Below are 14563 nucleotides of genomic sequence, written 5' to 3'. Positions count from 1 at the left end.
TACTGAATTCCCCAAAAGATTCTTCTTTTTGAGAAGATTACGTTAGTTACTTTTCTTTCTCTGTCATTATCACTTATTAATTTTTTTATTTCTATAAAGCTTTTAAGAGCTTTATACAATAAAGGACTCTTAGATGTAGTCCTTTGCCCTGGTAGTAGGTCGGCACCTTTGGCTTTGGCTTTGGGTGGAATGGCTGAAGATTTACAGTTCAACCTTTATACAGCAATTGATGAAAGGTCTGCTGCTTTTATGGCTTTAGGAATAAGTACTGCAACAGGCAAAGCTACAGCTGTAATAACCACTTCTGGTACTGCTGTTAGTAATCTTTTGCCAGCTGCAGTAGAGGCAGATAAATCATGTGTTCCACTAATCTTTATTACAGCTGATAGACCAGAAAGACTGAAAAATTGTGGAGCCAATCAATCGGTTAATCAAGAACAATTCCTAACGTCAGTTTGCCGTTCTGTAATCAAAGCCCCTTCTAAGGGAATACATACCCTTACTAATAGATCATTAATATCGCTCGTAAACAATGTTTGGAATGAAGCACATGCTTTCCCGGGACCAGTTCATTTAAATTTGCCTATAGAAGAACCATTGCATCCTTCTACTACTGAACAAAAAAAAGCATGGTTGGGATGGGAGTTAGATTCTTTTGATAATGATAATAAGCCTGATTTAATTCATAATCCTTTGGAGAGAACATCTGAGCCTTTCCAAGATTTAGACCCATTGCTCTTTGGTATTATTTTAGTCGGACCATGGAGAGGGAAACCAGAAAATATAGGAGCTTTTAGAAATTCTGTTAAGGTTTTTCAAGCTTTGACTGGATGGCCAATTTTTGCAGATCCTCTTTCTGGCTTGATGAAAGATCAGCCTGGATTAATTCATTATTGGGAATTATTAATAGCAACTAACAATATTAATTCTGATCAAGATTTACAAATACTTAGATTAGGTCCTTTGACTGCTAGTAGGAATCTTGAGGGATTTATCAAGAGTTTGTCTAACAAGAATCACATATTAATAACAGAAGGCGAAAAGCGACCTCTTGACCCTCTTCATATGGCAAAACAATATTCACTTGGCTTCGATTCCTGGCTGAAAGTATTTATTTCTAAACATGTAAATCTGCAAAATCATTCTTCAATAAAAAATCTAGAATTATTAAATTCCTTAATGGCTAAAAATAATCAAATCCACTCATATCTTGATAAGAAACTCTCAAGTAATGGTATTATTAATGAGCCTAAGATAGCACATAATATTTCTAATATTTTACCAGCTAAAATGCCAATAATGCTTTCAGCAAGTTCACCTATAAGAGACTTCTTTACTTTTTCAGGCTCTTCATCATTTGCAAGAAGATGCTTTAGTTATAGAGGAACTTCTGGTATTGATGGAAATATTTCTATGGCAATAGGCCTTTCTCTTGCCATTGGCCCATTGGTTTTAATATGTGGTGACCTTTCATTTTTTCACGATAGCAATGCTTTTTTGTTGAAGCAGCCAAGAGACCATCCATTGATAATATTTTTAATTGATAATAAAGGAGGTGGTATCTTTAACCAATTAAACCTAGATAAGCCAACCAAAGGTAATGTTGATAAGCTATTTATCATGCCTCAATCAGTACAACTATCATCTTTAGCAAAGGCTTATTCTATTCCATACAAGCATCTCTTAAGTTTTGAAGATTTCTCATTGACATTTGATTGGTGTATGAAACATCGTGGACCAGTCTTAATTCATATAGCCACAGATTCTCGAGCGGATAATTTACTTAGAAAAAATATTACTAAAGAGTTGAATAAACTTATAATTTAGTTTTATATTATTAAAATATTTAATCAATCAATCAACTTCTAATAAATTGAATTCTTCAATTCCAGCAAGAAGAGTTTTGCCAGGGCTGATTTCATGTTCTTGGGAAAATTGGGGTGATTATCAAGATATTTTTCTCGATATAAGTCAGGAGGGTATAGCAAGAGTTGCCATTAATCGACCTCAGAGAAGAAATGCTTTTAGACCACTAACCATTAGGGAACTATGCGATGCATTCAGAAAAATACGAGATAATAAAAATATTGGCGTAGTTTTATTTACTGGTGTTTCACCGGCTAAAGATGGCGGTTATGCCTTTTGTGCAGGTGGTGACCAAAAAGTTAGAGGTGATGGTGGTTATATAGACGATGATGGTCTACCTCAATTAAATGTACTTGAGTTACAGAGAATCATAAGAAGTCTTCCAAAGGTCGTTATTGCTCTCGTGGCTGGTTATGCAATTGGTGGAGGACAGATTTTACAACTTATTTGTGATCTAAGCTTGGCAGCAGATAATGCAATATTTGGACAAACTGGACCAAAAGTAGGTAGTTTCGATGCAGGTTTTGGAGCAGGTTACCTCACTAGGGTAGTAGGACAAAGGAAAGCTCGTGAAATATGGTTTTTGTGTAGGCAATATGGCGCTGACGATGCCTTGAAGATGGGCCTAATTAACGCTGTAACATCAGTTGAGACATTAGAGAACGAAGGTGTTAAATGGGCTAAAGAAATACTTCAGAATAGTCCAACCGCCATACGTTGCTTAAAAGCTTCCTTTAATGCAGAGACAGATGGCCTTGCTGGAATACAAGAGCTGGCTGGTCAAGCTACACACCTTTTTTATATGACAGAAGAGTCTCAGGAGGGTAAAAATGCTTTCTTACAAAAAAGAAGGCCTGACTTTTCTAAATTTGATTGGTTGCCATGACCATTTAATATCAGTTAAAGACTAAATATTGCTCTATACAATGACTGGAATGCGCGTTCTTTTTGCAGCTGCTGAATGCGCACCGATGATAAAGGTCGGCGGAATGGGCGATGTTGTTGGCTCTTTGCCCCCAGCAATTGCAAAGCTTGGCCACGATGTTCGCTTAATAATTCCCGGATACAGCAAGCTTTGGACTTTACTTGATGTTCCAGAGGAACCTGTTTTTAGATCCCAAACAATGGGATCTGATTTTTCTGTTTATCAGACTAAGCATCCTGTTAATGGCCTTATTTTGTATTTAGTAGGTCACCCTGCTTTTGATCCTGAACGAATTTATGGTGGTGAGGATGAGGATTGGCGGTTTACATTTTTTGCTAGTGCAACAGCAGAATTCGCATGGAACTCATGGAAACCTCAGGTTCTCCATTGCCATGATTGGCATACAGGAATGATTCCTGTATGGATGCATCAAGACCCTGATATTAGTACCGTTTTTACTATTCATAATCTTAAATATCAAGGGCCTTGGCGATGGAAGCTAGATCGCATGACATGGTGCCCGTGGTATATGAGTGGCGATCACACTATGGCTGCTGCAATGCTCTATGCGGATAGAGTAAATGCAGTATCACCTACTTATGCTAAAGAAATTCGCACGTCTGAATATGGAGAACACTTAGATGGCTTATTAAATTATATTTCCAGTAAATTACGTGGCATCCTTAATGGGATTGATTTAGAAGAGTGGGATCCACTTACGGATTCTTCAATACCTGCCAATTTTTCTTCAAATGATCTTGCTGGTCGTTTCAAAAACAAGGAGGTTCTTCAGTCACAAATGGGGCTTGAAATAAATCCTGACAAATATTTACTTGGTATGGTTGGGCGATTGGTTGATCAAAAAGGAGTTGACTTACTTTTACAAGTATCAAGAAGATTATTGGCTTATACCGATTCTCAAATCGTTGTTCTTGGAACAGGTGACCAGGTTTTAGAATCAGCACTTTGGCAACTTGCAATTGAACATCCTGGAAGATTCGCGGTTTTTCTAACTTATGATGATTCTCTTTCCCGACTTATTTATGCCGGTAGTGATGCATTCTTAATGCCTAGCCGGTTTGAGCCTTGTGGAATAAGTCAGTTACTAGCCATGCGCTATGGGTCTATACCTATTGTTAGGAATGTTGGAGGCCTTGTTGACACAGTTACCCCACACGATCCAATTAATGAGTTAGGGACAGGCTTTTGTTTCGATAGGTTTGAGCCAATAGATTTTTATACTGCCTTAGTTAGATCCTGGGAGGCGTTTCGACATAAGAATAGTTGGGTTTCGCTACAGAAACGCGCTATGTCCCAAACTTATAGTTGGGATCAATCTGCAAATGATTATGAAATTATGTATAAAGAAGTTAGTGGTTTTAAAGAGCCTTCTCCAGATGTTAATGAAGTGGAAAAGTTTTCAGTAGGTCAGGCGGCAGACCCATCATTGAAAATAACCGGAAAAACAAGTGATTTAAAATGACTATTATTTAATCATTTTAAATGGATGCCCTTCTCAATCATTTATGGAGATCTCACTAAGACAGCTTAATGATATTTGGGGTGAGCCTTATAATTATGAATCCTTTTCGCTTGATGATTCCTTAGGCAAAGTAGTTACAGATACAAGAAAATTGGCTAAAGGGAATTTCTTTGTTCCATTGCTAGGAGCAAATTTTGATGGACATGCTTTTCTAGAAGAGGCTTATTTGAAAGGAGCTCAAGCAACAGTTATTTCTAATGATTGCGCTTCCCCTATTCCTGATGGCTTTTTATATTGGAGAGTTCAAGATACTTTGCAAGCTTTTCAAGAATTAGCTTTACTTCATCGACAATCCTTAGGTATTCCGGTAGTTGCAGTTACTGGTTCAGTAGGTAAAACGACTACTAGAGAAATGATTCATTCGGCTCTTCGTTCTTTAGGAAGTGTTATTACAACAACAGAAAATAATAATAATGATTTCGGGGTCCCCATGACTTTGCTTAAAGCAACTAAGGCTGATAAGGCTATTATTGTTGAAATGGGGATGCGCGGTCGTGGACAAATAGAAAGATTATCTAAATGTGCTCAACCAGACATTGCAATTATTACCAATATTGGGACTGCTCATATAGCACTCTTGGGTAGTCGTAAGAATATAGCATTAGCAAAGTGTGAAATCACTTCATTCCTTAACCCTAATGGCGTTGTTATTATTCCAGAAGGAGACTATTTGCTTGAAGTTGTTCTTAAATCCAAATGGAAAGGGCGCATAATTCGGGTAGGGGTTCAAGCAAGATCAACTTCTTCTGAAGTTGATATATCTATGCATGAATATCAAGATAGTAATGCTGATTACTTAGGCTTATTGAACGTAGATAATTGGAGTATGACATGTAATGATAATAATTTTATTCTTCCTTTAGAAGGTTTTCATAATGCCCAGAATTTCATGTTGGCAATGGCTGTTGTTAAAGAGTTTAATCTACCTTTTCAAAGGATAAACAAACTTAATGTTGAGCTTCCTACTGGTCGTAATACAATTTTACGTATAGGTGGAATCACTGTATTAGATCAGACTTATAATGCATCTCCCGAATCTGTTATAGCATCCTTAGATCTATTGGTTACTAAGCCAGGTCGTCATTTTGCCGTATTAGGCAAAATGTATGAATTGGGTGATCATAGTATTGACTATCATAAATTAGTAGTAAAGCATGCTGTTCGAATTGGATTAAAGGGAGTCGTTATTTGTGCTACAGCTCCTGAATCTAAGGAGATGTATCTTGCTGCAAAACCATTGCAATACGTAGAGCTTGTTTCTAAACCTGAGGAAGCTTTTAAGTATTTAAAAAAATGGCTTAAAACAGGGGATCATTTATTACTTAAAGCTAGTCGGAAAGTTTCTTTAGAGAAATTGCTGCCACTCTTAGTGGAATATTATTGACTTTCATGAGATTTCTTTAACCAGTTAGCTTTTATAAATTGTTTTGCTCTACCTATTGCAAGAGAATTCTCTGGCACATCTTTAGTTATTGTTGAGCCTGCACCAATAGTAACTCCTTCCCCAATTACTAGAGGCGCTACAAGAACTGTATTTGCACCTGTCTTACTATTTGCCCCTACTATTGTTCTATGCTTTTGAGTCCCATCATAATTAGCTGTTATTGTCCCTGCCGCAATATTTACTGAATCTCCAATATCTGAATCACCTATGTAACTCAAGTGATTCACTTTTGCTTTTTCATTTAAATTACTTTTCTTTAACTCAACAAAGTTCCCTATCTTACAATTATTTTTTATATTTGTTTCTGGTCTTATATGAGAATATGGTCCTATATCTACATCATCTCCTATATGTGATTGCTTTAGTACAGAATAAAATACAGTAACATTTCTACCGATTATTGAATCTTCTATGAAACTGTTAGGACCTAAATGAGAATTGTCTCCTATAACTGTTTTACCACGTATATGAGTATTAGGCTCAATTGTGACATCTTTGCCTATTTTACATTTATCACTAACCGTTGAACTTTCTGGATTTATAAATTTAACTCCATTTTTCATTAGTATATTTCGTAAACGTTCTTGATGAATTGATTCACAAGCTGCTAGCTGCAGCTTATCATTTATTCCACTTATTTCATTTGTATCTTCAAGCTCAACATGGATAGCTTTTGGAAGAATTTTTATTGAATCAGTTAAATAAAGTTCTTTTTGACTGTTTTTATAAGAGAGATTGTTAAGTACATTTTTTAAATCATTCCAACGAAAACAATAGATTCCAGAATTTATTAGATTATTCTCTCTCTCTGCATCGGAGCAGTCAGCATCTTCGATTATCTTTTGTACAAAATTATCTTTTGTAGTGAAGACTCGTCCATATCCTTGGGGATTAGAAAGCCTTGCCGATAATAATGAAACACTTGAATTGGAAGATTGATGATTGCGTATTAGATCTTTAAGTGTATTTTGTCTTAACAAAGGTACGTCTCCATTAAGTACTAACAAATCTCCATTAAAGTCTCCTAGCATAGGTATTAGTTGTTGTACTGCATGGCCTGTCCCTTTTTGAGGACTTTGATGAACAAATTCAAGACCTTCTATGTTCTTTAGACTATCCCTTACTCTTTTAGCTTCGTGACCTATAACAATGATGTACCGGTCTGCTTGAATGTCTTTGCAGCTATTTATAACTCTTTCTATCAAGGTGATCCCTGAGAGTTCTTGAAGAACCTTGGGAAGGGCACTTTGCATCCTTGTCCCTTTCCCCGCCGCTAATATTGCAATTGCTAACATGTCAAATATTTATTTAATTTAAATCTACTGCTTTTATTCATTTATTTGTCCGTAACCACTCTTTTCTCCATAAGCTAGTGCTTTTGAGATTGCTATTACTCTGTTCATATATCCTTTTTGTTAATATTTCATTTGAGGATGACTGCCCAGTTGGGTCCCTGTATGGAACGGCTGCATGAGTTTTCAAATGTTCTTCCTCCATTTTGCTGAGGCATTGCCATAAAGCCTTTTTGTCTTTTTGAATTTCATTGTTTTTGGTATTGATACCTATTGTTCCACGACTCCATTCATTATAGGCTTCTTTTTTTGGCATAAGTGATTTAATTTCCAAGCCAGCTCTCCTTAAACTTGATCTCACTGCTGCTGCTCTAGAATATGTAATTAATTTTCCTTTCTTTGAAAGCCTTTTTGAAAGTGAGGCTAAAAATTCTTCAGACCAAAGTTCGGGACAGTGTTGTGGAGAAAAGGCATCTAGGTAAATAAGATCAAATTTTATCTCTTCTGGGATTTCATTTAGCCTTACTCTTGCATCTCCCCATAGCATCTTGCCTTTGCTAAAAGAGTTGTTCCAGGCGTTGGTTTTCAGAATCATTTGTAAGCACTTAATTATCTCATGATTCCACTGGCTGGTGAATGTTGGATTTTTCAATGCAATTTTGATTGGTCTCTTGTCTATCTCTAGTCCCCACCAATTAAGAGACAATTTATTGGCTATTATCGACTCGATAAGTAATGCTGTGTTGTAGCCCATTCCTACACAAATATCCAAGGCAAATACCATAGTATCTCTTGCATGAAGCTCAATTTCTGACGGGTTTAAAAACTTTTCTTTAGCCTCCATTATTGCACCAGACGAATTATGAAATGATTCATTAAAGAATTTGCTATTAAGGCTTATGCTTCCATCTTCAGTCTGATGCATTGTTAGATCATCTGAACTGTCAGGTATTTGGCTTAAATTAACTTCTAAGTCTTTCAAGGTCTTTCCAAAAATCTGGATACGAAACGGAAGCGGCATTACTTCTTGATATAGTTGACTTGTTATCGGCTAATAAGGACGCTATGGCGAGACTCATGGCTACACGATGGTCAGTTTCGCTATCTAACTCTGCTCCATATAGTTTGCCCACACCATATATTTTTAATCCATCTGGTTGTTCTTCAATTTTAGCACCCATTTTCTTTAGTTGCCGTGTCATAACTGCTAGTCGATCAGTCTCTTTTACTCGTAATTCATTGGCGCCGGAAATTAGACTTACTCCATCGCAAAAACATGCGGCAACAGCAAATATTGGTATTTCATCAATTAATCTAGGCATTATTTGATTGTCAATACTGAATGACTTTAGTTTTGATGAATGTACTATGTTTATATCCCCAACAGGTTCGCCTGCTATCTCCTTCTTATTTAATATTTTGATATTTGCTTCCATCTTTTCGAGAATTTCAATTATTCCTGTTCTTGTTGGGTTCAGGCCAACGTTTTCTATTGTTATATCGGACCCTGGTAATAGAGCTCCTGCTATTAACCAAAATGCTGCAGAGCTTATGTCTCCTGGAACAACAACATTAGTACCTGTTAATTTTGCACCAGGCTTGAGTGTTATGTGCCGACCTCTTTCGCCGCTTATTTCAATATTTGCTCCAAAGGCTTTAAGCATTCGTTCTGTGTGATCTCTAGAATTGGAAGGTTCAATTACAGTTGTTGAACCTTCTGCTGTTAATGCTGCAAGAAGAATTGCAGATTTTATCTGCGCGCTTGCTACAGGAGTCCCTATTACTGATCCATGCAGTTCTTGGCCTATGACAGAAATAGGTGCAAAATTTCCGTTGCAACGCCCATTTACATTGGCCCCCATCATTTTCAATGGATTGCCTACTCTTTGCATGGGTCTTTTACTTAATGAACTATCCCCAGTTAGGACAAAGTGACGTCCTTTCTTCCCCACAATTAAACCCAGCAGCAATCTCATCGTAGTACCAGAATTGCCGCAATTAAGAACATCTATGGGCTCTTTCAATCCATCCAAGCCAACTCCTTGAACCCTTACAAGTTCCCCTTTTTTAATCGGACTAATTTGTACCCCCATTGATGTTAAGCATTTTGCAGTGCTCATGGGATCTTCTGCTGGTAATAAGCCCTCTATAGTTGTTTCCCCTTCGGCTATCGCACCAAATAATAGAGAACGATGTGATATTGATTTGTCACCTGGAACTTTTACTTTGCCTATAAGGCTTCCTCCTGATTTAATTTCACGTATTGAAGACTGGCACTTATTTAGGCTCAAGGTTCTGAGTTTATTTTTATTCTTTAAATCTTATTAGCCTATCCGTTTATAAATAAACTTAATTTATGTGCAGTTATTAATTTGTGATTTGATTTAACTTGATAACTTCATTAATTACGTAGCCAAATAAGCTTTGATCAGGATCAGTAGATTTTGTATTTGACAGGCCTAGATCATCCCATTTATCTTCAATGTTTTTAGAGAGCTGTTCATCATGAACAAGAGCTTTACCCCATGGATGATTTCTTTCTGGACCGATTTTAGTCGTAGCATCAATTGCTAGTCTTCCTCCAAGGCCAATATTCTCAGAGGCAAAATCCAAACTATCAAAAGGAGTATTTTCCATTATCAAAAGGTCTCTTTGTGGATCAACTAAACTTGAAATTGCCCAGACAACCTGCCTTGGATCTCTTACGTTGATAGTAGAATCGACAACAACAACAAACTTGGTATATGTAAACTGAGGCAACGCGCTCCAGAATGCTATAGCAGCTTTTCTTGCCTGACCTGGATAAGCCTTTTCAATTGAAATTATCGCTAGTTTATAGCTAAGTGCATCCATCGGAAGGAAAAAATCGACTATCTCAGTTATTTGTCTACGTAGGATTGGTGTATATATCCTATTTAATGCTATTGCTAGCATTGCTTCTTCTTTTGGTGGTCTTCCACTAAATGTTGTCAAGTATATAGGATCATTCCTGTGAGTTATGCAATGGAATTTTATAAGTGGAGACGCCTCTACTCCTCCATAAAATCCCATGTGGTCTCCAAATGGGCCATCATTCATAACGTCACCCGGTGTAATCGTTCCTTCTAGGATGATTTCACTATGACTAGGAACTTCAAGATCTAATGTTTTGCATTTACATAAACGAACGCCCTCGCCTGCGTATAAACCAGCGAAAAGCCATTCACTTAAAGCTACGGGTATAGGAGTTGCAGCAGCCATTAATAGTATTGGATGAACGCCTACTGCAATTGCTATTTCAAGTTTCTTTCCTAAAGCAGCTGCTTTCCTTAAATGTCTTGCACCACCTCTAACGCTTAACCAATGGACAGTCATTGTAGTTGAAGACTGCTGTTGAAGCCTATACACGCCAACGTTAGGGGTTTTTGTCTCTGGATCTTTTGTTATGACAAGACCGAACGTTATTATTTTTCCTGCGTCTTCTGGCCAGGGTCTAATTAATGGAAGATTATTTAAATTTACCTGTTCTCCTTTTAATATGTTTTGACGGCAAGGTGGTAGTAGATCTAAATCTGGTTGAGCCCTAATGATGTCCCATAAAAGCCCTCCAAATTTTATGGTCTTTTTTAAGTTTTTTGGAGGCTCCGGTTGCTGAAGAGTCGATAATTTTTCACCAAGCATTTCAAGTTCATCTATTGAATTTAGACCCATGCTCCATGCAACTCTTTCTATTGTTCCCAGAAGATTTATAGCAACTGGCATAGATGACCCAATTACATTTTCAAACAATAAAGCGGGGCCCCCCTGGCTTAGTACACGATCACTTATTGCTGCTAGTTCTAGGTCAGGATCAATAGGTTTATCAATTCTTTTAAGTTGCCCTTTCTCTTCAAGGAGACTTAGAAAATCCCTCATATCTTTTGATGAAGGAACTTTTTGAAAGAAATTCATTATTTTCCTCGCATTATGTTGAGTGATTTAGTTACTCTTACTGAGGTTTTCATAGATTAGGACCATGAGGCTTTCTTATTTTCATGTTGCAGATAATGTTCCATTTGATGCTAAGCCAAAAACTTCTATTGTTATAGATGTTCTAAGAGCTACAACCACAATTGCTTGTGCGCTAAATAATGGAGCAGAGGCTGTACAAACTTTTGCTGACATAATTGAACTTAGGAAAGAATCTTCATTTTGGCCATCCTCTAAACGGTTGCTTTTAGGTGAGCGCGGAGGCAAGAAGCTTGAGGGGTTTGATTTGGGGAACTCCCCTGTTGATGTAAGTACAGAGGTTGTATCTGGTAAAAGGTTATTTATGAGCACAACCAATGGGACTCGTTCTTTAGAGCGAGTTAAACATTCACTCAATCTTTATACAATGTCTTTAGTAAATAGAAGAGCTGTTGGCGAAAAATTATTATTAGATGATCCAGAGGATGTATTAATTCTTGGAAGTGGATGGGAAGGATCATATTCCTTAGAGGATTCACTAGCAGCAGGAGCACTAGCATCATTCTTATGTGATTCTGATACAACATCCTGTCAAATTATCAATGATGAACTTATTGCGGCTATGTCACTATGGTCTCAATGGCGCGACAATATACAAAAATGTTTACGTAACTCTACTCATGGTCAAAGACTAGAGAGACTTGGAAATCATGATGATGATTTCCTATGTTGTTCAGAACTAGATACTATAGATATTGTTCCAATACAAAGAGGTAAAACTAACCTTTTCTCTCTTTGATTCATCTCATTACTAAATTGGTATAAGCCATTGTCGGATTTTCTAGCGGCAGCAATTCAGTTGACAAGTACCTCTAACTTTGAGGCGAATCTTTCCATAGCAGAAGAACAAATAGAAATTGCCAGTAGAAGAGGAGCTGAACTTATTGGATTACCAGAAAATTTTGCTTTTATAGGACCGGATGACGAAAGGCTGAATATTGCTTCAACATTATCTCAAAAATGCAGTAAGTTTTTAGTGACCATGGCACGTCGCTATCAAGTCGTTTTATTGGGAGGTGGTTTCCCAGTACCTGCTGGTGATGGTAGTAGGACTCTAAATAGATCTGAAATTGTTGACAAAGATGGACAGCTTCTTGGCAGATACGACAAGATCCATCTTTTTGATGTTGATTTGCCAGATGGAAATAAATACCGAGAATCTGAAACAATTATTTCTGGCCAGAAATTGCCCTCAGTAATAGATATACCTGGATTCTGCAAAGTTGGATTATCTATTTGTTACGATGTTAGATTTCCTGAATTATATAGGTTTTTAGTTGAGCAAGGAGCTGAATTATTAATGATTCCTGCTGCTTTCACGGCATTTACAGGTAAGGATCATTGGCAGGTTTTGCTTCAGGCTAGAGCTATAGAAAATACAGCTTATGTTGTCGCCCCTGCACAGACTGGAATTCATTATCGTAGGAGGCAAAGCCATGGACATGCCATGATCATCGATCCTTGGGGAACTGTGTTGGCTGACGCTGGCGTGCAACCAGGAGAAGCGATTGCGCCAATCGTTACTTCAAGAGTTCAGAGCATTAGGAATCAAATGCCTTCTTTAAAACATAGAAAGAAGGAATTATTCTGAAATTTATGTGGTCAAATAAAGCTGGCTTAAGGTTTGGTTTTGTTTTATACGCATTTTTATTTTTATTTAATGTTGGCTCTGCTAATGCAGCCAGTGCTCTCGCAGCATGGATATTAACTTCAGATGGAATATTGAAGTTAAGAACGGCATCAGGTATACATTTAGATGCTTACTTTCAGGCTGGATATGGGAATAAAGGCGACAGGGTTTGGATAGATTTTCCTGGCGAATTGGCTAAACCTAGAAAACTAAATGGAAATGGACCAATTAAGGAAATAAGGCTTGGTAAACCATATAAAGGCAATACAAGACTAGTTGTTGAATTTAATCCATCAGTATCGCTTAATCCATCTAACCTTAGATTGTTAGGAACATCGCCTAACTTATGGGAATTACGTTTAGTGGGCCTTAAGCCCATTGGCTTCACAAGTATTGGTGAAGGCAATTTGTTAAAGCCTTACAAGGCTTCTAATTATTTAAGAACACCTGCTATTAATTCAACAGATAGATTTGAACAATATGATCTTTCCTCTCTGCCAAGTGTCCAGAGAGGAAGGTTTAATGTAATTATTGACCCTGGTCATGGTGGACCTGATTCTGGAGCTGTTGGCATTAATGGATTAAAAGAAACCGATGTTGTTCTTGAGATCTCAAAATATGTATCAAGTTTTCTTGGAGAAAAAGGTATTAAGGTTCAGTTGACGAGGTATAGAGAAGTTGACTTAGGTTTAGCTAAAAGAGTTCGAATTGCTAATAACTCAAACGCAGATGCGTTCATAAGCATTCATGCCAATGCTACTCGAGGTTTTAAAAGAGAAGTTAGTGGTATAGAAAGTTATTTCTTTGCTGGTATATACGGCAGGAAATTAGCAGAACACATCCAAAAAGCCCTTCTTGACGTACCTGGTGGGAGCCCTGATCGTGGGGTTAGACAGAGTAGATTTTTTGTTATTAGAAATACAAATATGCCAGCTGCATTAATAGAAGTTGGTTTTCTTACTGGTAGGCTCGATGCAAAGCTGCTTTCGCAAAAAGCTTATAGAAAGAAAATTGCTTTTGCAATTTCAAAGGGAATTCTAAATTATCTAAAGGAGTCCTATTGAAATTACGCTTAGCTCTTTTTGATAGTGGACTTGGTGGCTTATCTGTACTACAGAGCATTAAGGAACGTCATAATAATTTTAATGCAATTTATTTAGCTGATACCGCTAGAGTTCCTTATGGGTCTAAAACCCCTAGTGAAATTCGTGACATAGCTTTTAAAATATCTCAATGGTTGCATTGCCAAGATGTAAATGCTGTGGTTGTTGCATGTAATACAACTAATTCTCTGGCCCTAGATGTCATTAAGCAAAATGTAAATGTTCCTGTATTTGATCTAATAGGATCACTTTCTGGAATCTTAAAAGTGTCTAAAGTTGGTATTTTGGCAACACCTTTAACAGTGGATTCATTGGCTTATACAAAAGAGATCCATAGCTTTAGTCCAAGTACTTATGTTATCGAAGAAGCTTGCCCAGACCTTGTACCTATCATTGAAAAAGGTAATTTAAATTCCCCTGAGATTACTACGAAAGTTTATGATCATTTAGCCCCACTTTTGAAAGCAGATGTAGAGGCAATTGTCCTTGGCTGTAGTCATTACCCTCTCATAAAACCGGTTATACGTAAATTGATCCCTTCTCACATCTCCGTAATAAACCCAGCGTCAGGATTAGCAAAAAAAATGGATCCCTTTTTCAATTTCTCTAAAATAGCCTTAGATTCATTAGACAACAGTGTTGACATCCAATTCTGTGTTACTTCTGACCCTATGAATTTCACTTCTCGGGTCGCTCATATGTTAGAAATTAAACCTCAGGTTGAGGTAGTTTCTCTTCATTCCAAGTCCTGCGTCTACTAATATCTCTATAGC

General features: G+C 37.2%; 12 protein-coding genes. 8 read left to right on the top strand and 4 right to left on the bottom strand.

Features of this window, described 5'->3' with window-relative positions; translation table 11 throughout:
* Positions 1 to 6 precede the first annotated feature (6 nt).
* From menD to EV07_RS04960, 4 genes are read left to right on the top strand one after another with little or no spacing between them, the layout of a single operon-like run.
* A complete protein-coding gene (menD, locus tag EV07_RS04975) occupies positions 7 to 1827 on the top strand; it encodes a 2-succinyl-5-enolpyruvyl-6-hydroxy-3-cyclohexene-1-carboxylic-acid synthase (RefSeq protein WP_081936948.1) in 1821 nt (606 codons plus the stop codon).
* A gap of 46 nt (positions 1828 to 1873) precedes the next feature.
* The gene (menB, locus tag EV07_RS04970) at positions 1874 to 2752 is read left to right on the top strand and encodes a 1,4-dihydroxy-2-naphthoyl-CoA synthase (RefSeq protein WP_152557550.1); all 879 of its coding nucleotides are present in this window, start codon (positions 1874 to 1876) and stop codon (positions 2750 to 2752) included.
* A gap of 49 nt (positions 2753 to 2801) precedes the next feature.
* Complete coding sequence (gene glgA, locus EV07_RS04965; protein ID WP_036918286.1) at positions 2802 to 4274, top strand: glycogen synthase GlgA; 1473 nt, start codon at positions 2802 to 2804, stop codon at positions 4272 to 4274.
* A gap of 43 nt (positions 4275 to 4317) precedes the next feature.
* Complete coding sequence (locus EV07_RS04960) at positions 4318 to 5718, top strand: UDP-N-acetylmuramoyl-tripeptide--D-alanyl-D-alanine ligase (protein WP_036917857.1); 1401 nt, start codon at positions 4318 to 4320, stop codon at positions 5716 to 5718.
* On the opposite strand, the gene glmU is transcribed toward EV07_RS04960, so the two are convergent.
* The 4 genes from glmU to EV07_RS04940 form a co-directional block, all read right to left on the bottom strand.
* Complete coding sequence (gene glmU, locus EV07_RS04955) at positions 5712 to 7073, bottom strand: bifunctional UDP-N-acetylglucosamine diphosphorylase/glucosamine-1-phosphate N-acetyltransferase GlmU (RefSeq protein ID WP_036917854.1); 1362 nt, start codon at positions 7071 to 7073, stop codon at positions 5712 to 5714. The two genes, EV07_RS04960 and glmU, sit on opposite strands and share 7 nt — an antisense overlap.
* A gap of 37 nt (positions 7074 to 7110) precedes the next feature.
* Entirely contained in the window at positions 7111 to 8052 is a 942-nt protein-coding gene (locus EV07_RS04950; protein WP_052043889.1) for an MnmC family methyltransferase, read from the bottom strand.
* The gene (gene aroA / locus EV07_RS04945) at positions 8033 to 9361 is read right to left on the bottom strand and encodes a 3-phosphoshikimate 1-carboxyvinyltransferase (RefSeq protein ID WP_036917852.1); all 1329 of its coding nucleotides are present in this window, start codon (positions 9359 to 9361) and stop codon (positions 8033 to 8035) included. The genes EV07_RS04950 and aroA overlap by 20 nt, the downstream gene beginning before the upstream one ends.
* A gap of 76 nt (positions 9362 to 9437) precedes the next feature.
* Complete coding sequence (locus EV07_RS04940) at positions 9438 to 11000, bottom strand: UbiD family decarboxylase (RefSeq protein WP_036917851.1); 1563 nt, start codon at positions 10998 to 11000, stop codon at positions 9438 to 9440.
* A gap of 64 nt (positions 11001 to 11064) precedes the next feature.
* Between EV07_RS04940 and EV07_RS04935 the strand changes: the two genes are divergently transcribed.
* From EV07_RS04935 to murI, 4 genes are read left to right on the top strand one after another with little or no spacing between them, the layout of a single operon-like run.
* Positions 11065 to 11796, top strand: coding sequence for a 2-phosphosulfolactate phosphatase family protein (locus tag EV07_RS04935; RefSeq protein WP_036917850.1), 732 nt, complete (start codon positions 11065 to 11067; stop codon positions 11794 to 11796).
* A gap of 30 nt (positions 11797 to 11826) precedes the next feature.
* On the top strand, positions 11827 to 12648 hold the full coding sequence (locus EV07_RS04930; protein WP_036917848.1) for a carbon-nitrogen hydrolase family protein: 822 nt from the start codon (positions 11827 to 11829) through the stop codon (positions 12646 to 12648).
* Positions 12649 to 12653: 5 nt separating this feature from the next.
* Positions 12654 to 13751, top strand: a complete 1098-nt coding sequence (locus EV07_RS04925) for an N-acetylmuramoyl-L-alanine amidase (protein ID WP_152557549.1) — start codon at positions 12654 to 12656, stop codon at positions 13749 to 13751.
* Positions 13748 to 14551 (top strand): glutamate racemase, encoded by an 804-nt coding sequence (gene murI / locus EV07_RS04920; protein ID WP_036917845.1) that lies wholly within the window; start codon positions 13748 to 13750, stop codon positions 14549 to 14551. The genes EV07_RS04925 and murI overlap by 4 nt, the downstream gene beginning before the upstream one ends.
* The last annotated feature ends 12 nt before the right edge of the window (positions 14552 to 14563 follow it).

Source organism: Prochlorococcus sp. MIT 0603 (assembly GCF_000760215.1).
Lineage (GTDB): Bacteria > Cyanobacteriota > Cyanobacteriia > PCC-6307 > Cyanobiaceae > Prochlorococcus_E.
The sequence above is the reverse complement of the archived record's forward strand: the minus strand, read 5'-3'. Positions and strand labels throughout refer to the sequence as shown.

Excerpts from the sequence above, each read along its gene's own strand:
- EV07_RS04925 (WP_152557549.1), top strand. The coding sequence starts at position 12,654 with ATGTGGTCAAATAAAGCTGGCTTAAGGTTTGGTTTTGTTTTATACGCA.
- EV07_RS04940 (WP_036917851.1), bottom strand. The coding sequence starts at position 11,000 with ATGAATTTCTTTCAAAAAGTTCCTTCATCAAAAGATATGAGGGATTTT.
- EV07_RS04960 (WP_036917857.1), top strand. The coding sequence starts at position 4,318 with ATGGAGATCTCACTAAGACAGCTTAATGATATTTGGGGTGAGCCTTAT.
- glmU (WP_036917854.1), bottom strand. The coding sequence starts at position 7,073 with ATGTTAGCAATTGCAATATTAGCGGCGGGGAAAGGGACAAGGATGCAA.
- glgA (WP_036918286.1), top strand. The coding sequence starts at position 2,802 with ATGCGCGTTCTTTTTGCAGCTGCTGAATGCGCACCGATGATAAAGGTC.
- EV07_RS04935 (WP_036917850.1), top strand. The coding sequence starts at position 11,065 with ATGAGGCTTTCTTATTTTCATGTTGCAGATAATGTTCCATTTGATGCT.